General features: G+C 64.2%; 21 protein-coding genes. 12 read left to right on the forward strand and 9 right to left on the reverse strand.

Annotated elements, in window-relative coordinates:
• Positions 1-25 precede the first annotated feature (25 nt).
• Genes AC0KS4_RS10310 through AC0KS4_RS10320 form a run of 3 tightly spaced genes read left to right on the forward strand, consistent with a single transcriptional unit; the run spans position 26 to position 3,152 of the window.
• The gene (locus tag AC0KS4_RS10310; RefSeq protein ID WP_338341728.1) at positions 26-1,096 is read left to right on the forward strand and encodes an AraC family transcriptional regulator; all 1,071 of its coding nucleotides are present in this window, start codon (positions 26-28) and stop codon (positions 1,094-1,096) included.
• Complete coding sequence (locus AC0KS4_RS10315; protein ID WP_472408510.1) at positions 1,093-2,154, forward strand: AraC family transcriptional regulator; 1,062 nt, start codon at positions 1,093-1,095, stop codon at positions 2,152-2,154. Before AC0KS4_RS10310 ends, AC0KS4_RS10315 begins: the two co-directional genes overlap by 4 nt.
• 11 nt (positions 2,155-2,165) lie before the next feature.
• Entirely contained in the window at positions 2,166-3,152 is a 987-nt protein-coding gene (locus AC0KS4_RS10320; protein WP_238955773.1) for an NAD(P)H-quinone oxidoreductase, read from the forward strand.
• A gap of 158 nt (positions 3,153-3,310) precedes the next feature.
• On the opposite strand, the gene AC0KS4_RS10325 is transcribed toward AC0KS4_RS10320, so the two are convergent.
• The 3 genes from AC0KS4_RS10325 to AC0KS4_RS10335 all read right to left on the reverse strand — a co-directional run bounded on the left by AC0KS4_RS10325 (position 3,311) and on the right by AC0KS4_RS10335 (position 5,960).
• Complete coding sequence (locus tag AC0KS4_RS10325) at positions 3,311-4,186, reverse strand: SAM-dependent methyltransferase (RefSeq protein ID WP_238955774.1); 876 nt, start codon at positions 4,184-4,186, stop codon at positions 3,311-3,313.
• Positions 4,187-4,392: 206 nt separating this feature from the next.
• A complete protein-coding gene (locus AC0KS4_RS10330) occupies positions 4,393-4,821 on the reverse strand; it encodes a cellulose-binding domain-containing protein (protein WP_238955775.1) in 429 nt (142 codons plus the stop codon).
• Positions 4,822-5,159: 338 nt separating this feature from the next.
• On the reverse strand, positions 5,160-5,960 hold the full coding sequence (locus AC0KS4_RS10335) for a PPOX class F420-dependent oxidoreductase (protein ID WP_308193053.1): 801 nt from the start codon (positions 5,958-5,960) through the stop codon (positions 5,160-5,162).
• 213 nt (positions 5,961-6,173) lie between these two features.
• Between AC0KS4_RS10335 and AC0KS4_RS10340 the strand changes: the two genes are divergently transcribed.
• The 3 genes from AC0KS4_RS10340 to AC0KS4_RS10350 all read left to right on the forward strand — a co-directional run bounded on the left by AC0KS4_RS10340 (position 6,174) and on the right by AC0KS4_RS10350 (position 8,822).
• The gene (locus AC0KS4_RS10340; RefSeq protein ID WP_238955777.1) at positions 6,174-6,884 is read left to right on the forward strand and encodes a DUF899 domain-containing protein; all 711 of its coding nucleotides are present in this window, start codon (positions 6,174-6,176) and stop codon (positions 6,882-6,884) included.
• Positions 6,881-7,357 (forward strand): SRPBCC family protein, encoded by a 477-nt coding sequence (locus AC0KS4_RS10345; RefSeq protein ID WP_238955778.1) that lies wholly within the window; start codon positions 6,881-6,883, stop codon positions 7,355-7,357. Before AC0KS4_RS10340 ends, AC0KS4_RS10345 begins: the two co-directional genes overlap by 4 nt.
• 154 nt (positions 7,358-7,511) lie before the next feature.
• The gene (locus tag AC0KS4_RS10350; protein ID WP_238955779.1) at positions 7,512-8,822 is read left to right on the forward strand and encodes a cytochrome P450; all 1,311 of its coding nucleotides are present in this window, start codon (positions 7,512-7,514) and stop codon (positions 8,820-8,822) included.
• A 16-nt stretch (positions 8,823-8,838) separates the two neighbouring features.
• Here the strand turns inward: AC0KS4_RS10350 and AC0KS4_RS10355 are convergent, their stop codons facing one another.
• Positions 8,839-9,477 carry a maleylpyruvate isomerase family mycothiol-dependent enzyme gene (locus AC0KS4_RS10355; RefSeq protein WP_238957274.1) on the reverse strand — a complete coding sequence of 213 codons (639 nt, stop codon included), beginning with the start codon at positions 9,475-9,477 and terminating at the stop codon, positions 8,839-8,841.
• A gap of 458 nt (positions 9,478-9,935) precedes the next feature.
• Here AC0KS4_RS10355 and AC0KS4_RS10360 point away from each other — a divergent pair, with 458 nt between their 5' ends.
• The 6 genes from AC0KS4_RS10360 (at position 9,936) to AC0KS4_RS10385 (ending at position 15,403) form a co-directional block, all read left to right on the forward strand.
• Complete coding sequence (locus AC0KS4_RS10360; RefSeq protein WP_238957275.1) at positions 9,936-10,694, forward strand: TetR/AcrR family transcriptional regulator C-terminal domain-containing protein; 759 nt, start codon at positions 9,936-9,938, stop codon at positions 10,692-10,694.
• Positions 10,695-10,880: 186 nt separating this feature from the next.
• On the forward strand, positions 10,881-11,627 hold the full coding sequence (locus AC0KS4_RS10365; protein WP_308193078.1) for a cutinase family protein: 747 nt from the start codon (positions 10,881-10,883) through the stop codon (positions 11,625-11,627).
• Positions 11,627-12,568, forward strand: a complete 942-nt coding sequence (locus AC0KS4_RS10370; RefSeq protein WP_238955780.1) for an MEDS domain-containing protein — start codon at positions 11,627-11,629, stop codon at positions 12,566-12,568. The genes AC0KS4_RS10365 and AC0KS4_RS10370 overlap by 1 nt, the downstream gene beginning before the upstream one ends.
• 27 nt (positions 12,569-12,595) lie before the next feature.
• Entirely contained in the window at positions 12,596-13,351 is a 756-nt protein-coding gene (locus tag AC0KS4_RS10375; protein ID WP_238955781.1) for a GAF and ANTAR domain-containing protein, read from the forward strand.
• Between the two features lie 77 nt (positions 13,352-13,428).
• Positions 13,429-14,571, forward strand: coding sequence for a PP2C family protein-serine/threonine phosphatase (locus AC0KS4_RS10380; RefSeq protein ID WP_238957277.1), 1,143 nt, complete (start codon positions 13,429-13,431; stop codon positions 14,569-14,571).
• A 121-nt stretch (positions 14,572-14,692) separates the two neighbouring features.
• Complete coding sequence (locus AC0KS4_RS10385; protein ID WP_238955782.1) at positions 14,693-15,403, forward strand: cutinase family protein; 711 nt, start codon at positions 14,693-14,695, stop codon at positions 15,401-15,403.
• A 15-nt stretch (positions 15,404-15,418) separates the two neighbouring features.
• On the opposite strand, the gene AC0KS4_RS10390 is transcribed toward AC0KS4_RS10385, so the two are convergent.
• The 5 genes from AC0KS4_RS10390 to AC0KS4_RS10410 all read right to left on the reverse strand — a co-directional run bounded on the left by AC0KS4_RS10390 (position 15,419) and on the right by AC0KS4_RS10410 (position 20,287).
• Entirely contained in the window at positions 15,419-16,393 is a 975-nt protein-coding gene (locus AC0KS4_RS10390) for a PPE family protein (protein WP_238955783.1), read from the reverse strand.
• Positions 16,394-16,414: 21 nt separating this feature from the next.
• Entirely contained in the window at positions 16,415-17,572 is a 1,158-nt protein-coding gene (locus AC0KS4_RS10395; RefSeq protein WP_238955784.1) for a hypothetical protein, read from the reverse strand.
• 29 nt (positions 17,573-17,601) lie between these two features.
• Positions 17,602-18,339, reverse strand: coding sequence for an ABC transporter permease (locus tag AC0KS4_RS10400; protein ID WP_275254299.1), 738 nt, complete (start codon positions 18,337-18,339; stop codon positions 17,602-17,604).
• A gap of 118 nt (positions 18,340-18,457) precedes the next feature.
• Positions 18,458-19,192 (reverse strand): ABC transporter ATP-binding protein, encoded by a 735-nt coding sequence (locus tag AC0KS4_RS10405; protein ID WP_238955786.1) that lies wholly within the window; start codon positions 19,190-19,192, stop codon positions 18,458-18,460.
• 75 nt (positions 19,193-19,267) lie between these two features.
• Positions 19,268-20,287: an ABC transporter substrate-binding protein gene (locus tag AC0KS4_RS10410; RefSeq protein ID WP_238955787.1), complete on the reverse strand. Its 1,020-nt coding sequence runs from the start codon at positions 20,285-20,287 to the stop codon at positions 19,268-19,270.
• Between the last annotated feature and the right edge of the window lie 19 nt (positions 20,288-20,306).

A 20,306-nucleotide genomic window follows, 5' to 3' on the forward strand; every position in this document is an offset into this window, starting at 1 on the left:
TTGTGTGCGGCCGGCCTAGCGCATGATGAGAGCAATCAGCCAGCTACGCCCAGGTGGGGTCGATGTGAGTACGCACGATGTTCTGCGCTCACCCGCAGGTGCGGCGCTGCTCGTCGACCTGGCGGCAGAGCATGGAATGTCGCACACCGACGCAGTGCGCGGCACACCGCTGACTCGGGAAGCACTCGATGACCTCGACGTCCAGGTCCGCCTTCGTGACGAACTCCAGATCATCAGCAACATCCTCGGCGCACTTCCTGACGTCCCCGGGTTGGGCGTCGAGGCCGGCGTGCGGTGCCATGCCGCATCACCCGGGATCTGGGGGTTGGCACTCATGAGCTCTGAGACATTGGGAGATGCGATGTCGGTCGGCATGTCACTGGCCGCACTGAGCTTCTGCCTGTGCCGGCTCAGCGCCGCCGCCGACCCGGAGGGAGATGCCGTCCGGTTGATTCTGGACCCTTCGGCCCTGCCCGTCGACTTACGCGCGTTCGCGGTCGAACGCGACAGCGTCGGGATTCAGACCTTGCAACGCGACCTGCTCATGGCGCCTGATGTCGAACTGCGGGTTGCCTACACGATGACACGGCCAGCAGAGGAAGTGGTGCAGAAATACATCGAGGTGTTCGGGCTCGAGCCCGAGTTTGATGCACCGCAGGACTGCCTCATCGCCGACCGGGAGTCGCTGGCCAAGCCGCTGCCGCAGGCGAATCAGTACGCCCGCTCGATGGCAGAGAAGCACGCCGTCGAACTGCTGCGGCAAAGGTCCGCACGTGCCGGCGTCGCGGGCCTGCTGCGCGACCTGATGTTGGCGAACCCGTCGCCGGCGCTGTCGCTCGACGACGCCGCGCGGCAACTGACGGTCAGCTCACGGACGCTTCGGCGGCACCTCGCTCTCGAAGGGGTGTCGTTGCGCGTATTGCAGGAAGAGGTACGTGAGGCGCTCGCCGAGGAACTGCTCGTCAGCGACGGACGTACCGTCGCGGAAATTGCTGAACGCCTTGGCTATTCGCAGGCGTCAAGTTTTACCCAGGCCTTCCGACGCTGGAAAGGTGTCGGCCCCCGCGAATACCGCCAGCGGGTGCGCACCCGATGACGACACTTGACCTGCAATCCAAAAGGTCGGCCGCGAGTCTGGTGGTGATGCTCGACTGGGCCGCTGAGCTCGGATTGACCTCAAAACACTGTCTCGCTGGTACCAGGACGACGCCGGCAGCCGTCCGGAGCCCTGCCGCCGAAGTCAGCGGACAACAAGAACTCAAGGCGATCGCGAATATAGTCTCCGCGCTCGGGGACCGGCCGGGGCTCGGCCTGCAGGTCGCGGCGAGATATCCGGTCACTGCCTTCGGGGTGTGGGGATTTGCCATCCTCACCAGCCCGACCCTGGGTGAGGCGATCGACGTCGCCGTGCGATTTGTGCGACTCAGCTACGCTTTCTGCGCCTTCGAAACACGTCAACATGGGGACGAACTTTCGATCGTCATCGATGCCCGTTCCGTGCCGGCGCCGGTGCGCAGGTTCGTCCTGGAACGCGACGCCGCAGCCATCCCGAACTTGTACCGCGAGATCTTCGGCGCGTCGCCACCACCGAGCCGTATCGCGTTCGCTCTCCCAGATCCGGGGCCAGACCTCCTGTTCTATGAAGAGATGTTCGGTGCGGCGCCTGAATTCGACCACGCAGAAACCTCCGTCACCCTCTGTGCGGAACAGTTGCACGTTCCACTCCCCCAGGCGAGCACCCACACCGCCAAACTCGCCGAGCAGCAATGTCGAATGCTGCTCGAGCAGCGCGAAGCGAGAACGGGCCGCGCCGGTTTGGTGCGTGATCTGTTGCTGGCCAACCCGACTCGGCCCCCGAGTCTGGCCCAAGTGGCGGATCGGCTGGTTACCAGCACCAGGACGCTGCGACGGCAACTGGAGGCGGAGGGAACCTCGTTCCGCCGGCTGCTCGACGAAGTGCGCCAACATCTGGGGACGGAATTACTCCGAAGCGGCATGACCGTCGAGCAGGTGTCGAACCGGCTGGGATACACCGACGTCAGCAATTTTTCGCACGCGTTCCAACGATGGAAGGGCGATAGCCCGCGGGCCTACTTAGCCCGGCGAAACACGTCCCTGTATACGCGACGAACCATGACCACGAAGAACAGGTAAGGAGAATCTGGATGTATGCCATAACACTCAACGGTTTTGGCGACCCGGAGGTGATGGAATGGTCGCAAGTCGACGACCTTCCCTCGCCGGGCCCTGGGGAAGTCGCCATCGATGTGGTGGCTGCGGGGGTGAACCGCGCCGATGTGATGCAACGGATGGGCCTGTACCCACCTCCGCCGGGTACCAGCGAGATCCCCGGACTCGAGGTGTCCGGTGTTATCGCTGAAGTCGGTGCAGGAGTGAAGGATTGGACTCCCGGCGACGCGGTGTGTGCGCTAATGGCTGGTGGCGGATACGCCGCACGAGTCAACGTGGCCGCCACCCAGGTGCTGCCGGTGCCGCAAGGCATCAGCGTCACTGCTGCGGCAGCCTTGCCGGAAGCCGCCGCGACGGTATGGTCCAACGTGGTGATGACCGGGGGCCTCAAGCGGGGCCAGACGTTGCTGATTCACGGCGGAGGCAGCGGAATCGGCACGCACGCAATACAAGTGGGCCGCGCGTTGGGCGCTCATGTGGCGGTGACCGCGGGAACGCAGTTCAAGTTGGATCGCTGCCGCGAACTTGGCTCACAGACTTTGATCAACTACCGCGAACAGGATTTCCCGGCTGTGGTCAACGCCGAGTACCCCGGCGCCAACGTCATTCTCGACATCATGGGCGGCAGCTACCTGGCCAAGAACCTGGAAGCACTTGCCGAGAACGGCCACCTGACGATCATCGGGTTACAAGGCGGTGCCACCGCGGAACTGAATCTCGGTGCACTGCTGTTCAAAAGGGGATCGGTGCACGCGACCAACCTGCGTCGGCGTCCCGAGCAAGGCCCAGGCTCCAAGGCCGAGATCGTCACCGAACTGCGGCAGCATCTGTGGCCGATGATCGCCGAGGGGGCCGTGGCGCCGGTCGTCGCAGCCGAAGTTCCGATCACCGATGCGGCCGAGGCGCATAAGCTGCTCGACTCCGCCGAGACGGTGGGAAAAGTTCTGTTGACCGTAGGCTGACCCTGACTTCGACCGGGCCACGCCCAGTGGTGAACGCATGCGCATCGATCACAAATGTATGAAAAGTGTCACCTGATCCGGACCAGTGCGGCAACACAGTCCTCCGAAAGATGTTGGCATACATCAAGTTCACACGTGACGGCGCCCTTGTCGCCAATTTATCCCGCTGTGTTCAGCGTTGACGTGTAGTAGGTGACACCGTTCATCGTTTGTCGATTGTCGATTGTCTGTGGGATCACCCCCAGCTCGTGGTCCGCGAGCAGTCGACCCATGGGAGTTGCGACCGATGTCCAGCCGCGCGCGTCGAGATACTCGCCGACGTCGTGGCGTTCGAGCTCGAACTCGATCACGGTGAAGTCGGGTTCGAAGCCGTGCTGGCGCCACTTGGCGGTCGCCGCGTGCATGCGTTCGCGGGCCGCGTCGGGGTCCATGTCGACCGTATTCGGGACGGCCTCGGTGCCGAGTCGACTGCCTGGCGCGCTGAGCGCGCTGACGGCGTCGAGCAGTTGGTCTTGGGCCTCGGGTGTCAGGTAGCCAAACAGACCCTCAGCGATCCACGCCGAAGGTTTGTTTGGCTCGAAGCCCGCCGCGTTCAGGACAGTCGGCCAGTCCTCGCGCAGGTCGATCGCGACCGGCCGGAAGTCGACTTTCGGTTCGGCGCCGATACTGGCCAGAGTCGTTGTCTTGAACTCGATGACCGCCGGTTGATCGATCTCGAACACCGTCATCCCTACGGGCCAGTCCAATCGATAGGCGCGGGTATCCAGGCCCGAGGCGAGAATGACGGCCTGGCGGATGCCCGCCGCGGCCGCATCAGCAGAGAATCCGTCAAAGTACCGCGTGCGTGCCGCGATGGATGCAGGCATCTGTGCCAGGCCCCACGTGCTGCCCTCCACGTCAACATCCGACGCGGACAGCTCACCGGTTGCCCAGCGGGTCAGAAAGGTCACGCCGACCGCGCGGACCAAGGGCTCCGCGTACGGATCGTCGATGTCACCATTTGTGGTCGCAATGGCCCGCGCCGCGGCCACCATCGTCGCCGTTGTTCCTACGCTCGTGGCGGGATCCCACGATCTTTTCTTAGGTGGCAATCTCAACCTCCGAAGTTGTTGGCTACGTAGAGCGTCGCCCTGGCCCTCGGTCTCGGGATGTACCGAACTCGCCGCTGCACGGCATCAAGCGCCGGTTTGGGGCTGGTGGGCCTCGGAGCGGTCGAGCCTACCTCAGTGCGCAGACACCGCTATGTGCAAGGATATTGCCCGTTGAGCACACAATTCACCGGTGGCGAGTAGGCACCGCTCAGCACGCCTCTGAAACCACCTGTGGCCGAACTGCCGGGCGCAATGGTGCGGTTCCAATTCGCGGGGGTGAGAACATAATGCGTGCCAGACTGCGTGATGGTGCCGTTCCACGTGTGCGAGACGGATTCTCCCGCCGGCATATCGAATTCCAGCTTCCAATCGTTTAGCGGCGCCATGCTCGAGTTGGTGACGGTGAAGTGGGCGATGAAACCGGTCTGCCACGAATGTGACACCGACAACGTCGCCGTGGCCGCAGCCGCATGAGCTACAGGCGCAATGGCGAGTCCGAGGATGACAACCATCAAGGCAGACACGACTGCGTGAAGCACTGTGCGCCAGCGCTTCACGCAATTGTCCAGTCCCGCCATACCAGCAACACTAAAGCCGAATAGGCGACAGTGGGCCTCGCAGCGCGGGTACGCTGCAGTACCTTTGCACAACCGAAACCGTCACGAAATCTAGCCACGATCCACCCTGAATTCCCCTCAGTCGCGCCGGGGGTGCGGATCAGCAAGGCGATCGGCAGCGTGGCGATCGCGAGGGTCGTTGTCTGCGCAACCGCGGCCGCCGTCGTGAAGTTCTCGAGGTGTGTGACGTGGAAGACCAAGTGCGGGACTGCGAATAGAAGGTAAGCGCCCAGTGCCGCTGGATGTCACGGCCGGCGCGGCGCTGCTGAATCTGGAACCGTGAGGTTGAGCTACTCGGATCAAGACGACGGGGTCAGCTCCGCGTGGACCGTGCGACCGAACTTGGACCGCATCAGCCGGTGCGCCGACGGGACCAGGACGCCATGCAGGAAGGGATATTTCCGCCGCAGCAGGCGGCCCACCTCCCGGTCCTCGTCCCCGTCGAGCAAGCGCACGACGCCAGGCTGCACGGGTCCCGTCGGCTTGCCCGACCCGGTGGACGGCCCGAATTCGACGCCCGGGTTACGCCGGACCCGGCGGATCTTGATCGCTTGCTCGAAGCTCCGAAAGTAGGCGCGATCACCGTCCACCACGATGCTCACCGGGCTCGAGCCTGGAGTGCCGTCCTTGCGAAAAGTGATCAGCCGGATCGTCTTCTGCCGCACGAATGGCGCCAACGTCCGGTCGGTGGCGGTGGGAACGCTCCCCAGGACGTAGCCCAGTTGGTATAGCCGCAGCACGAACGCCGCGACCAGCGCCACCGACACCGCACCGAGGGCCCAGGCTTGGGCGGCCGAACCTCCCAGGTCGAGGTCCATCACGTGGTTCACGGTATGCACCGTGTTGGCCACAATGAACCCCGCGAGTGCGACAGCCAGAGCGTCTGCCCAGATCAGGGCGAGCAGCAGCGTGATTCCCAGACCGATTTGGAACGCGCCGACGTCGTGCAGAAAGTGCTGGTGCTCGCCAAACCCGACGACACGGGCGAATGAGGGTGGATCGAGCACACACCAGATCCCGATCCCGAAGGTGACCGTCCCGACCAAAGCCGTCACCGCGATCAGGTATGCCCGCGCAATGGCACTCAAGCGCTGCATCATGCCGCCTCTCCCACAATGCTTGTCTGTTCCTCATTCCCTAGACGGGATAGGGCACCGACATGTGACATCGCTAGCGACGGCATCGACGGGCCGCCCAAATGTTGGTCGACGCCGACGATGTCGCCCCGCGGGCCAAGATCCCGACCGATGAATTACGGACACTCCGACAGTCAGACCTTCCAGACGAACAAATCGAGAGCAAAGGTGGATGCCATGTCCCCCGAAAAGACCGCGGCCCTGCCGCCGATCGTCGATCACCAAACCTGGCGCGCCGAGCTCGACAAACTGCGCAAACGCGAGAAGGCCGCCACCCGCGAACTGGATGCGATCGCCGCCCAGCGCCGCCGACTGCCGATGGTCGCGTTGCCCGACTACATTCTCATCGGCGCCGACGGGCCCATCCGACTGGTCGACGTGTTCGACGGTCGGTCCCAGCTCATCGTCTACCACCACATGTGGTCGGACGGCGCGGAATGGCAGTGCGGCGGCTGCACCGGCTTCACGTCGCAATTCACCCGATTGGAGTTTCTCGACAACTACGACGCCCGGTTCGTGATCGTGACCAACGGACCGATCGAGGAAGCACTCGCCTACAAGCGCAAGGTTGGCAATCACATGGACTGGTACTCGTCATCGCAGAGCCCGTTCGGTTCTGACATGGATGCGCCGCCCGGCGGCGGTTTCGGCGTCAACGTCTTCCTACGCGACGGCGACACCGTGTACCGCACGTGGCATACGAACGGGCGGGGCACCGAGCAACTCAGCCACACGTTTGCATTGATCGACGTGCTGCCGTGGGGCCGCCAAGAGGAATGGCTCGATTCGCCCGAAGGTTGGCCCTCGCGGCCCACCTATTCGGGGTGGCTCGACTCCCCCGCTATCGCAGCCGCCTACGGACGAAAGACAAACGAGGACAACACGTGAGCGCCCGCGAGGAACGTTACGTCGTCAGCCGTACCATCGCCGCGGCCCCGGCCGAGATCTTCGCTGTCCTCGCCGATCCATCGCGCCACCAGGACACCGAGCCCACCGACTGGGTCCGCGACCCCGTGGACCCCGCGCCGATCACCGGTGCGGGACAAATGTTCGCGATGAACATGTACCTCACCCGGGCGGGAGGTGACTACGTCACGCACAATCTGGTCAACGTGTTCGACGAGAACCGTGTCATCGGGTGGATGCCGGGCGTGCTCGACGACGCCGGCAATCATGTGCCCGGCGGGTGGTTCTGGCGTTACGACCTCGCCCCGAACGACCACCGCACGGACGTCACCCTCACTTACGACTGGAGCGGCACGCCGCAGCACTTCCGAGAACGCGTTGGCGAGATGCCCATTTTCACTGAGGATTACCTGGTCGCATCGCTGGCCGCTTTAGAGCGATGGGTCGCGGGCTGATCGGACAAGGCGCACTGGAACCGCTCGCTCGCCGACGTGCTCAGACAGGCACCGCGGTCAGCAGTAGAAGCTCGTTGCCCGGCCTGGGCGCGGTCATCGGTGACTGGGCGCGCGCCTCTATTCAAACGGCGGGGTGGTGGCGAACAATACAGGCATGGACCTGCAAAGCCGGGCGCATTGGCTGATGGGGTATGGATTGCCGCGTGCGACGCTGAAACTGCTCGCTCGCCGCGGCGATCCTTTTGCCAAGTTGTTGATCGACAACAGCCAACCCGCCAACGTGTATCACCTCATCGAGCAGATTCGCCAGCGCGGGCGTATCTCTGCGGTGGTCGGCGGCGGGTGGGTCACCGCTGATGCGCAGATCGTCCGTGACGTGTTGCGTAGTAACAAATTTCGCACCGTAAAGCCTCGGGACCGATCACAGTTTCGCGTCGTTCAGTGGATGTTCGCCAAAACCGATCTAGGCCTGCTCAATCCTGTGGAACCGCCGTCAATGCTTGTCGTCGATCCACCCGAGCATGCGCGGCTGCGACGCCTGGTGTCGCGGGCATTCACCCCGCGGGCGATCGATGGACTTCGTGACCGCATCCAGGAGATCACCAACGCTCTGCTCAACGATCTCGGCGGCGACACCGCCCGCTGCGATTTGATCACCAACTATGCCTCGCAAATCCCCATCGAAGTCATCGCCGAGATGATGGGCATTCCCGGTGACGAGATAACCCGCCTCTACGCAGTCGCCGATCCCGTCACGAAACTGCTCACCAGCACGGCCGTCTCCTGGCGCGACTTCCAAACCGCCACCGCGGCATTGCGCGAATTCGAAGACTACATCGCCGCGCACATCGAGCGGCTGCGCCACAGCGGCGCCGACACCAGCATTTTGTCCACCGTCTTACAGGACAGCGACCTCACCGACATCGAGGTCAGGACGTTCGCGGGCCTACTGCTCGGTGCCGGGTTCATCACCACCGCGCACGCATTCGGCAACGCAGTGGTGGCCCTTGTCCGTCATCCAGATCAACTGGCCCGCCTCCAGGCACAGCCCGACGGCTGGCCCAACGCGATCGAGGAGGTCCTGCGCTACGACTCCGTCTTTCAAATCGGCGTCAGGGTGGCCACGGAGACACTTCAAATCGACGGCCACACCGTGCGGGAAGGCTCGGCCATCTTCCTTCTCGGCGGTGGCGCCAATCGTGATCCGGCCATCTTCGAACGCCCCGACGAATTTGACACCGCTCGCGCAAATGCCCGCGACCACATCGGTTTTGGCTCCGGTGTCCACGCCTGCCTCGGTGCGCCCCTTGCCCGCATCGAACTGCAGATCGGCCTGCAAACGCTGTTCGAACGGTTCCCCCGACTAACCCTCGCCGGCGAACCGACCCTCAACGACAGCACCCTGCTGCACGGGATCAAAAACCTCCCCGTCAACCTCGGACCCGCAACTGTCACCGCTGGCTGAACGAATGTTCCCACCGTCAAGAGGGCAGCAGCCGTTGGCGCAGTAGAGGTATTCCCGGCCCATCGAGTGTGTCCAGCAGCGCGGTGCGGCCGCTGACGGCCATCATCAAGGCCGACGCACGACCGCGGATTTCGGCTCCCTTACGCCAGGAACGATCAATGTCGGTGGCGTGCACCGAGATGCTCCGCAGTCGGCCCGGCCGCACGAAGCCAAGGGGCCATGGCCCGGTCAGGAAATCCAGTGCAAGCCCGACGTGTTCGGGGTCGGGATCAAACGGGAGGCTGAGAGGAATCCTGATGTCGCCGCCGTGAATCAAGATATCGGTGAAGGGGGCCACCGGCCCGATCACCGGCGGGCTCAACGGGTAATCGGCGCACTCACGCAGGGTGGCAACGATCTCGGCGGCCGGCAACTGCGCACGACGGCGCGCGAGCTCATCGATCGCGCGGTCCAGGCTGCCGCGGCGCAGAGCCATCGTCATGGCGGGCGAGAATCCGTCAGCGACAGAGCAGGCGAGATGGGCTGCCACCGTCTTGACGTCCCAGCCGGCACACAGGCTTGGCGTTGCCAGCTGGGTATCGTCCAGCCCCTCGATCAGTGTCGCGATCTCGCGCCGCTCGTTCGCGATAGCGGCGAAGACACGCTCGCGGTCCACGCGCACGAGAAGACTCTATCGCTGGGACGCGACCTCTGTAGCGGCTAAGAAGGTTTAGCGCGCCTGGCGTGCATCGACGTTGATCGCTGGTGGCACGAATCCGACTGTGGGACTGAAGATTTGGCGTGCACTACGGGCGCCCCGCCGCAGCAGGACCGGCCCGGACTCGAATCTGCCGAGTCACCGGGCGGGAAAACTTCGTGTCGGCCGGCGGAGCGTCGCGGCCTTCGAGGGCAAACGGGCGCCGAGCGCACCTCATCGCAGGAATCGCTGTCGGACTGGCATCCTTATCTACTGAGATGCCGGCAATCCGCCGTATTGCGATCGGCAGCAGTTGTAGAGTCGGCGATAGAAAGAATTACCGAGGTGATCATCTCGCCGCATCTGGTCGACAAACACCACTTGTACAGGCCGAATCTTTGATGACACGTCACCGATCCAACGTAGGAGGCGATTCGGTGAATGGTGAAGGCCGCGACCGCACCCAGCGCGACATAGCCGATGCCGACCAGCAGTTGGTGACGTCAGGTGATGGGGAGGATGCTCCCCGGGGCGCACGGCTGACTCGCGAAGTGGTTTTGGATACCGCCATCGCGCTCGTTGACCGCGACGGTCTGCCGCAGCTGACGATGCGTCGGTTGGGGGCGGCCTGCGGCGTGGAGGCGATGGCGCTGTACCGCCACGTTCACAGCCGTGGTGACCTGCTCACCGGCATCATTGACCGCATCGTTGATCGCCTACACGCCGAACAACTCGCGGCCCGTCGTCAAGAGGACGGCTGGCAGGACTACTTGGTACGCCTGGCGCACGGGGTGCGCCAAATTGCACTTGAACACCCCCAGATATTCCCGCTGTTGGCCACGCATGCGCCCGAAGCGCCATGGGTCCGCCCGCCGCTGCGCAGCCTGCGCTGGATGGAAACCTTCCTCGAGACGCTGTTTTCCTACGGCTTCGACGACGATGCGGCGGTGGCCGCATACCGCGCCTACACCACGTTCCTGCTGGGTCAGTTGCTTTTGGAAGTGCACGCCCACGGCGCCGAACTACACCCGGATGAGGCCATTCTCGACGGCGAGCCGCCGCGTCGGCATCTCACGGGCTACCCGTGCCTGCAGCGGTTACAACCGATGTTGTCCGAGGATCACAGCACCGCAGAGTTCGAAGAAGGACTCGAGTCGTTGCTCGACCGGATCGAAGTTCTGGTGGCCCGTCGCTAGTACGGGCGCTGCCCGGCGATGGCCGACCAATCGCGCCCACCTGTTTACAACGTAAGCGGTGCTGTTTACGCTGTAAACGACACGGCGTGCTCGTCAGCAACCAGCAACGCGACTCTGTTCGTTGCGGCCTAACGATGCACTGCGTTCCGGTCAGGCCCGAAACGACGAGGAATACGAAACGTGCGCGTGCATTTGGTCGCTGGATTTTTAGGTATTGCGCTGGCATCGGTGCTGCCGTCTGCCGCGGTTCCCCTCGCCGTTGCCCGGGGATGTCCCGATGTGGAGGTGGTGTTCGCGCGCGGTACGGGTGAGCCACCGGGCGTGGGCCCGACGGGACAGGCGTTCGTTGACGCTATGCGCTCGCGGGTGCCCGCCAAGTCGTTCGATGTGTACCCGGTCAACTACCCCGCCAGCGACCAGTGGGACACCGGCCTCGAGGGCATCAAAGACGCTGGCGCTCATGTGGTTTCCACGGCCAACGGATGCCCCAGGACCAAGATGGTGCTCGGAGGCTATTCCCAGGGCGCGGCCGTGATGGGATTTGTCACCTCGGATGCGGTGCCCGACGGCGTTGATCCCGCCACCGTGCCGAAACCATTAGCGCCTGATGTGGCCGACCACGTTTCCGCGGTGGTGCTGTTCGGAATGCCCAATGTGCGGGCCATGAACTTCCTGGGCCAGCCACCGGTGGTCATCGGACCGACATATGCGGCCAAGACCATCAAAGTGTGCGTTCCCGAGGACCCAGTGTGCTCTGACGGTCTCAATTTCGCCGCGCACAACACCTATGCAGACAACAGCAGCATGATTGACCAGGGCGCAAATTTCGCCGCCGGCCGGCTCAATCAAGGTGCCGACAACTCCCCGGTACCAGGGCCAGAGCCTAATACCCCACCCGCGCCGGGTGACTGGTCTGGAAACCCCACCGCCTGATGGCGCGGGATCAGGATTGGCTCTGCACGCAGCCACAAGCAGCACTGGTGACCCCGGCTGCTGGCCTGGCGTCGTTCGAGCATCTCGGCTGGAAGTTCCAGGACCGCACGGACTTCCACGCCCGCGCTGCGCAGTACATCGCCGAGGGGCTCGCTCACGATTACTGGACTGAATTCGTCGGGCACGGTAGCCGCGAGCAATTGTGGGCGGAATTGACAGAGCTGACCGGTATCGCCGACCGGCTTAAGGCCGGCGGTGTCGGCGTGACACCAGCATCGAAGTTCTACGCGGTCTTAGACGGCACCGACATTGTGGACCCGCATACCGCAGTAGCCATCAGCGTCGCGGCCCTCGATCGCGCAATCCAAAATGGTTACAACGGCTTTCGTGTGGTCGTCGACGCTACGACACTGGCCCATCGACCCGACCAACGAGCCGCGCTGTCGCATTTTGAGTTTCTCCTCTCCCGCACGATGGCAGGTCTCCCCTTCTCGGCGCTGTGCGCCTACGACACCCACCAGCTGCCAGCCGCCGACGAGCTCATTTGCCTTCACCCCGATGTCGGTGAGCGTGCGCCACGTTTCCGGCTGCACCCCGCACCGCAGGCAACATTCGCGCTAACCGGAAACATCGACTTACACAGCGACGGGCTCTACACCACCGCATTGCAACGCATTTGGTCGCTGCTCGTCGATGACCCACTGATCATCGACGCGCAAGACCTGGAGTTCATCAGTCACCAGCAGCTGTACACCCTCGATCACTACGCGCGCACCGACGGCCGCACTGTGATCCTGCGGACCGGCCAACGAATCCCCACCCGGCTGCTCGACGTGCTTCACCTGACGAACGTGGAATTGCAGCCAGCACCGCCCCACAGCGCAACGCAAGCGACCACCCCCTCCGGCGACCAGATCACCTACGCAGGGTCTGCGGGATGAACCTGGGGACGACGACGCGGGTTCAGGATGCCAGACCGTAAGGAAACCCCCGATATGGGGGCATCGCCATCACCGCCGCCGTCGCGTGCCGAGCCCACCACGGTATTTACCGGCTTAGCCGACATCGTCTACCAAGGCTCAACGCCCGCAGAGATTTACGCGGCGATCTGCATCGCAGCCACACTCATGGTGCCGGGCTGCGACCATGCCAGCGTGATGTTGCGCGACAACCACATCGCCACGACGGCGGCAGCCAGCGACAGCGTCGCCCGAAAGATCGACAAGCTCGAGCAAGCGCTCGGCGAGGGTCCATGTCTGGATGCCATCTCGGAGGAAACCCCACAAATCGATCCGGATCTCCGCGCCGGCAGTCAGTGGCCCGCTCTGGCCGCCCGGGTCCTCACCGAAACACCGGCGCACGGAATCATGGGCTTTCGCCTGCTTGTCGGGCCCCACAAAGTCGGTGCGCTAAACCTGTTCTCCGACAGCCCCAATGCCTTCGACACGGTGGCCGTCGAACGCGCAATCCTTTTGGCCGCTTTCGCCGGCGTCGCCGCCAACGCCGTAGCTCAAGGTGAGGACGCAGCGACATTGCAACGCGGCCTTGCCAGCAACCGCGAAATCGGAAAAGCCATCGGCATGCTCATGGCGATCAACGACCTGACCGAAGCCGAGGCCTTCGACACGTTGCGACGCGTCTCCCAAGAGGCCAACATCAAGCTCGTCGACGTCGCCGCCGCAACCGTGAAACGTCACAGCAACAGGGCCGCGGGCGAGATCTAGACGTGGTCGGCCTCCCAACTACGCACGACAGGTCTCGCGAAGAACCACGGTTGACATGGGCCGCCACCGCCACGTCCTTGTCCGTGCTGCTGATCGAGGACGATCGCGCCGACGCGCTACTCGTGGAAGACCTCATCGATGAGGCCGTCAGCGGCATACAGGTGGTGTGGGCGCAGTCGATGGCACACGCCGAGGTCGAGTTGGCCTCGGCCCGGCCCGACTGCGTGCTGCTGGACCTGCACCTGCCAGACGCCAGCGGAATGGACGCTCTCGACCGCATCATCAAACGTGATGCCACGGTCCCGATCATTGTGCTGACGGGGCTGAACGATGAGGATTTCGGAGCTTCGGCGGTGGCGGCCGGCGCCCAGGACTTCCTGGTCAAGGGTCGCGTCCGACCCGACATGCTGCGCCGTGCGCTCCTGTACGCGATCGAACGCAAGCGCGCTGAGTTGATGGCCGTCGACCTGCATGCCACCCAACTGCGGGCCCGGGAGAACGCCATCCTCGAACGGGGCCTGTTGGCCTCGCCGCTGTTGCTGGACAACCCGGGCGTCGACGTCATCGCCCGGTACCGGCCCAGCCGCGAGGACGCGCTGCTGTGCGGAGATTTCTATGACGTCGTCCAAACAGCTGACCGCACCGTGCATGTCCTGATCGGTGAGGTCGCCGAGCACGGCCCCCACGAGGCGCCACTGGGTGCGGCATTGCGGATCGCGTTTCGTGCGCTCACCCTCGCCGGCGTGCACGAAGTGACGAGAATGCACCACCTCGAGCGGGTGCTGCGTTCGGAACGAACCGGCTCAGGGATCTGCGCCACCGCGCTCACCCTGCAAATCTCCCCCGACGGCCATCTCAAAGCGATCCGTGCCGGGCATCCCGGGATGTTGTTACACGGCGGCGGCACCGTGGAATGGATCATGCCTCCGGCCGGCCCAGCGCTGGGTCTACGCGCCGACGTCTGGCCACAACACGACCTGGAACTGCCGGATGGTCATGGTCTGGTGTTGGTGACCGACGGACTCTTTCAAGGGTTTTCAAGCAACAGCAGCCAATCCCTGGACGAGGACGGCCTGCTCGCACTGGCCCGTTCCCACGCACATCTGTCGGGCGCAAAATTCGTCGACGCGCTCATCGACAGTGCCCAAAAGCTGGCCCGGCCATACGGCGGGTTTACCGATGACATCGCCGTGCTGCGCCTCGAACGGTCCGCCAGATGACCATGAGCGCCGCGCCCGCCGGGCGCAATCACGCGCGGGCCTCAGCGGTTTCCAGAACCTCAGACCGCTATTGCCGAACAATTGCCTGTTTCGGGTGAATGGCGTCTGGGCACTCGCAGGCATGAGCTCGCTACGATCCCTTCGTTTTCTCGCTACTGCGGTAGTAACAGCCTCGGCGGCGCTGTTGAGCGCGCCCGTCCCGGCGGCCTCCGCCGAGCCGTGTCCCGACGTCGACGTGGTCTTTGCCCGCGGCACCGGCGAACCACCCGGTGTCGGCGGGGTCGGTCAGGCGTTCGTCGATGCGCTCAGGTCACGAGTCGGCGGCAAGTCGGTGGGTGTTTCCCCGGTCAACTACGAGGCGAGCGGCGACTTCAACGGAGGCATCGCCTTCGCCCGAACCTTTGTGGACGGAATCAAGGACGCGGGCGGCCATATCGAATCCACGGCGTCAAGCTGCCCCAACACCAAAACGGTGCTCGGCGGGTATTCCCAAGGCGCCGCCGTGGCCGGGTTCGTCACCTCCCCCGCCGTGCCCAAGGAAGTACCACAAGAATTCGTGTCCTACGTGCCGCAGCCGCTGCCGCGGGCGGTCGCTGATCACGTGGCCGCGGTGGTCCTCTTCGGAACACCGTCCAACGAGTTCCTGCGCGGTGCCGGCGCCCCGCCCATCACGATCGGTCCGCTATACGCGAACAAGACCATTCAGTTGTGCGCCACCGATGACACCATCTGCAATGGCGCCCCTCCGGGACCTCCTGGCATCGCGCACACCATGTACGCGGCGAACGGCATGGTCGACCAGGGCGCGGATTTTGCTGCGCAACGTCTTTAGGCGCCTGATGCCCGGTCACCACAGTAGATTGGACGGGTCGATCAACAGATAGTCACTGTCCGATGTTTCGACATCACTGCGGCCGGGCATCGCGGCTGTCGCCCAGGATTGCGGCACCGACAGTGCCCCCACCGAGCTCGAGCGACCTGACCGCGCGGTTGCCGAGGCGGTAGCGCCACCGGCTTGGCTCGAGAGTGGCGACAACGCCGCGGCCCTACTCAATGACGCTGTCTTGTTAAGCGAATTCAGGTGGTTTATCGCGAAGTCGGTGGGAGCGGATAGTGAACCCAGTTTTGACAGCGGTGACGTCACTGCGGACAGGCATGCGTCGACTGTCATGATCGGTGAACGAGACAGTGACCGCAGCGCTCGAGGAATCACGGGCATCACGTGGCCGCCAGCGGATACGACTTGCGGCGCGGCGATCAGGCTCCACGCGGTTTCGGCGATCGCGGGAGCGTGCTGGCCGGATCCCGCGGTAGGCGGCGAGTCGAAGGGTGTCAGAGCTGACGAGGCTTCAGAGGCTGCGGCATAGGCGTACATGGCGTCGACGTCGTGGGCCCACATCCGTTCGTAGGCAGCGTCTGTGTCCGCGATTGCCGGGCCATTTTGGGCCAGGCAATTCGCCGTCACGAGCGCCATCCGCAGCGCGCGGTTGGCGTCGATCCCCGACGGCGGCACCACCGACGCTAACGCGGACTCGAAGGCGTCGACGGATGCTTTCGCTTGTCGCGCGGCCTGTTGCGCCCGTGCAGCAACGGCATTGAGCCATGGGGTATAGGACACCACCGCCCCGGCGACCGCCATCGACGCGCGGTCCTGCCGTGCCTGGAATAGCATCGACGCCACCGAGCGATACCTCTCCGCGATGTCGTACAACTGCGCCGCCGTTTCGTCCCACGCCTCAGCCGCCAGGCTCATCGAGGCCGAGCCGGGACCTGAATGCAGTCGGCCGGAATGGATTTCCGGTGGCAGTTCGCCGAGACTCACTGATCACTCACTTCAGGCGCGTCACCTAACGACGGCCGAGCGCGATGCGCCTGTCCGCTCAAGCGAATAGGTCGTCGGCGCCACGAATGCCTTATCGAGCGTGAGGCTGCGTTCGGCCTTCGGATACCAGCCTTGGCGTGCGTATTGGCTGGTGTGCAGGTAGCACTGGACACGCACCTCGGCGCTGCCGGGCGTGAAGGTGAGCAGCCTGCTGATCGGAAGTGTGGTGATGGGCATATGGTGGCGACTCAGTGACGCGACGTTGAGAAACCATGTGCCCCAGCGTTGTTCGATGTGGGTTTTACCGCCATAGTTGTCGTCGGGGTGGGTGTGGGTGTGCCCGGCGATCCACAGGTGGACGCGGCCGGGATGTTCATTGAGGAAGTCTTCGAACGCCCCGGAGTCTGGTTTGCTGTCCACCCAGTACAGATAGGACGCCGCGTGTGGGGTTCCGAGTTCGAAGGGGCGGTGGTAGTGCTCCAGCAGCTGCCCGTCGGGCCCTTTGCGAACGCCTTCCCACTCCCCGGAGGCCACGGTGGTGTCCTTGAGGACGTAATGGTGGACGACGATGATGATCGAGTCGGGATTGGTCAGCACCATGTGTTTCCACCAGCGGAAGGCTTTGCCGCTGACGACGCCGCCCGGGTTGCCGCCGAGCGGGCCCCGCCCCACGGTCTGGCTGGGTTCGTTGCGGTCGCTGAGCATGAGGAACAAGAGGTTGCCCACCCGGAAGGAATAGTGGTCCCACTCGCCCTCGACTGGATAAGGTCGCGCGTTGGCGTCGACTCCGGAGAATTCGGTGTGCTGTCCAAGGGGATCCACCCACTTCTGCCACCACCATGCCTCGGGCTCGTGTAGGCCGCTGCGGTCGTGATTGCCGCAGACGCTGTAAATGGCCTCGCGTCGGTGGCGACGCAGGCTCGCGAACTGGCGGCGAAGTTCGGATCCCTCGGCGTCGTCGGGAAGATGGTGATGGGCCCCGGACATGTCGCCGACGTCGACGGCGATATCCCACTCGAACGGCGGCCCACCTTCGGATCCGCCGGACTCCGAATGCGTGATCGCCTCGGCGAGGCTCTGTCTTCCGAAGCGTTTGTCCGTCCCGACGTGCGCATCACCGAATGTCCAAAGACGAAAGGCGTTGTCCGGCACGCGATGATCGTGGCAGTCCTCCGACATGAGGCTCCTTGTCTGAGTGGATGGTCGAGTCATTCAGCATTGGTCTCGATCAGTCCCCAATACCGGCGGATACGCTGATCGGCCGCGTCGAAGACGGCGTCGATGGCGATGCCGATCAGAAGGATCACGATCATGACGGCAATCGCCGACGGCATATCGCTGAGGTTCTGAGCGTTTTCCAACAGCACCCCGATCGACGCGGTGTCGCTGATCAGCACCACCAATTCGCCGGCCATCAAGCTACGCCAGGCGAACGCCCACCCCTGCCGCAGACCGCTGACGAACATCGGTAGCGAGGCGGGCAGAATCACATGCCGGTATAGCCCGAACCCGTGCAATCCCAGGTTTTTTGCCACTCGCAGTTGCAGCGGCGGGATTTGGCGGGCTCCGGCGAGCACCCCGGTGGCCACCGACGGCGCGGCGCCGATGACGACGACGAACAGGATCGCAGACGTGTGCAGCCCGAAGAAGATGATGGCGAAGGGAAACCAGGCGATGGCCGGCATGGTCTGCAGACCGGTGATCACCGGCCCGAAGGCCATGCGCAGCAGTCGGTTTTGTGCGATCACCGCGCCGAGGAGCGACCCGATGAGCAATGCCAGCGCGAAGCCGGCCAGCGCCCGGCACATCGTGATCCCGATCGCGTCCCAAAGCACGGCCTCATGCAGGCGCTGCCAGAGGTTGGCTGCGACGGTTCCCGGGCCGGGCAGCACGAAGGACGGCTTCCAGCCACTGAGGTAGACGAGCTGCCAGATCAGCAGAACCATCGCGACGGCAAAGACTTTCGCCCGTACGGCCGCCAGCACCGACGTGATCCGAACTCGGTTCTGGTGCGGCGCTTGGGGCGTCAGCGCAGGTCGGTGACTCTTGGCAGAGAGATCACTGTCAAGCACCGCCACGGTTTCCCTCGTTTCGTAGCTGGGTGGAGATGCGGGAGGCCAATTCGGCAACGGCCGGGTGGTGGACTCTGTGGCGGCGCCCCACCGGGACCGCGAACTCGTCGACGATGCGACCGGGCCGCGGGCTGAGCAATACGACACGGTCGGCGAGTCGCACTGCCTCGCGAACGTTGTGCGTAACAAACACAACGGTCAGCCCGCGTTCGTCAACGATGCGCTCGAGCTCTTCGTGCAGGCGATCACGGGTCAGGGCATCCAGCGCCCCGAACGGCTCGTCCATCAGCAAGACGTCCGCATCTTGGGCGAGCGCACGCGCCAATGCGACGCGCTGCTGCATGCCGCCGGACAGCTGATGAGGACGCTTGTCGGCGAAGTCAGCCAAGCCGACCGTCTGCAACAAGTGAGTAGTCCGCCGGCGGCGTTCCGGGCGTGGCACCGAGCGCGCCCGCAAGGCCAACTCCACGTTGGCGGCCGACGTCAGCCATGGGAACAGCGCCGGTTCCTGGAACATCAAGGCCACCCGTTGCCCATCGGTGCTGAGCTCGCCGGTGGACGGTTGGTCCATCCCTGCGATCAGCGACAGCAGTGAGCTCTTACCGCAGCCGGATGCTCCTACAACGCAGACGAATTCACCGGCGTTCACCGTCAAGGTGATGCGATCGAGGGCCGTGACGGCCGAGGGGCCCCGGCCGTACTGCTTGGTCACGTCCGTGAGCCGCACGGCGCGTAGCGAATGTGGGTTGGCTTCGGGCCGTGAACCGGTGAGGTGATCAGACTGAACGTAGTGGATCACGGGTCACCTGGGGCTTGCCGGCTCGGCGAGCACTTTGTTGAGTGGTCCCGGCTCGTACAGGCCGCTGATATCGAGCGGCTTCAGCAGCCCTATGGACACGGCCTTAGCGACCTGGTCGCGCAGTGAGGCCATTCCGGGATCGTTGGTGTAGGTGGTTTCCTCGAAGGAGGCCGCGAGTACGTCCGGTTCAAGCCCCTTGCCGAGATCTTTCGCCAGAGCGGCATTAGCCGATTGCGCCGCGCCACTGCGGTCAGCGGCGATACGGTCGGTCGCCTCGGCCTGGGCGCGCAGCAGTCCGGCGACCGCGTCAGGATGGGCCGCAAGGAATTCTTGGCGGACAACCAGGACGGTGATGGTGTTCGGGTCCGACCACAGTCGCACCCCGCCGGCCTTGATCATCTGCACATCAAATGGCGCGGAGTCGATGGCGCCGGCGATTTGGTCGGTGAGGAATTGTTGCACGATGGCCGATTCCGGGCTGGTCGGTTTGACCGAAACATCGCCCCCTCCTTGGATATTCGTCTTCAAACCGTTGTGGGCGAGCCAGTCGCGGAGGCTGACGTCCTGGGTGCCGCCGAGCGCGGGGTCCGCGACGGTCTTGCCTTTGAGGTCTGCGGCCGTCTTGATGTCGGGTTTGACGACCATCGAGGTACCTCCGCTGGCCGCGCCGGAGATGATCTTGATCGCTTTCCCTCCCGACTTCTGCCAGGCGTTGAAGGCGGGATTCGGGCCGACGTAGGCGGCGTCAAGTTGGCCCGACAGCAGCGCGGTCACTTCCTCGGTGCCTCGACTGAAAGGTTTTGCGGTGAAGTTGACTTGGGGTCCGAGTTGCTTGGTGAAGAAGCCGTCGTGGACAGCCACCAGTGCCGAGGCGTGCGTGATGCGCGGCAGATAGCCCAGGCGCAGCGATACGGCGGAGGCGGTCGGCGACGCGCCCTGGCTTGAGCACCCGGACAGCGCGGCGGCGGTCGCTGACGCGGCGATCAGCGCGATGAGCTTGCTGCCGGATCGGTGCAGTGACATGGTTCCTCGAATCGAAATG

Source organism: Mycobacterium sp. NTMscope_MAC_12 (assembly GCF_976985675.1).

Excerpts from the sequence above, each read along its gene's own strand:
- AC0KS4_RS10310 (WP_338341728.1), top strand. The coding sequence starts at position 26 with ATGAGAGCAATCAGCCAGCTACGCCCAGGTGGGGTCGATGTGAGTACG.
- AC0KS4_RS10315 (WP_472408510.1), top strand. The coding sequence starts at position 1,093 with ATGACGACACTTGACCTGCAATCCAAAAGGTCGGCCGCGAGTCTGGTG.
- AC0KS4_RS10320 (WP_238955773.1), top strand. The coding sequence starts at position 2,166 with ATGTATGCCATAACACTCAACGGTTTTGGCGACCCGGAGGTGATGGAA.
- AC0KS4_RS10325 (WP_238955774.1), bottom strand. The coding sequence starts at position 4,186 with ATGGTGGCCGCGGCGCGGGCCATTGCGACCACAAATGGTGACATCGAC.
- AC0KS4_RS10330 (WP_238955775.1), bottom strand. The coding sequence starts at position 4,821 with ATGGCGGGACTGGACAATTGCGTGAAGCGCTGGCGCACAGTGCTTCAC.
- AC0KS4_RS10335 (WP_308193053.1), bottom strand. The coding sequence starts at position 5,960 with ATGATGCAGCGCTTGAGTGCCATTGCGCGGGCATACCTGATCGCGGTG.
- AC0KS4_RS10340 (WP_238955777.1), top strand. The coding sequence starts at position 6,174 with ATGTCCCCCGAAAAGACCGCGGCCCTGCCGCCGATCGTCGATCACCAA.
- AC0KS4_RS10350 (WP_238955779.1), top strand. The coding sequence starts at position 7,512 with ATGGACCTGCAAAGCCGGGCGCATTGGCTGATGGGGTATGGATTGCCG.
- AC0KS4_RS10370 (WP_238955780.1), top strand. The coding sequence starts at position 11,627 with ATGGCGCGGGATCAGGATTGGCTCTGCACGCAGCCACAAGCAGCACTG.
- AC0KS4_RS10375 (WP_238955781.1), top strand. The coding sequence starts at position 12,596 with ATGCCAGACCGTAAGGAAACCCCCGATATGGGGGCATCGCCATCACCG.
- AC0KS4_RS10385 (WP_238955782.1), top strand. The coding sequence starts at position 14,693 with ATGAGCTCGCTACGATCCCTTCGTTTTCTCGCTACTGCGGTAGTAACA.
- AC0KS4_RS10395 (WP_238955784.1), bottom strand. The coding sequence starts at position 17,572 with ATGTCGGAGGACTGCCACGATCATCGCGTGCCGGACAACGCCTTTCGT.
- AC0KS4_RS10400 (WP_275254299.1), bottom strand. The coding sequence starts at position 18,339 with ATGGTTCTGCTGATCTGGCAGCTCGTCTACCTCAGTGGCTGGAAGCCG.
- AC0KS4_RS10410 (WP_238955787.1), bottom strand. The coding sequence starts at position 20,287 with ATGTCACTGCACCGATCCGGCAGCAAGCTCATCGCGCTGATCGCCGCG.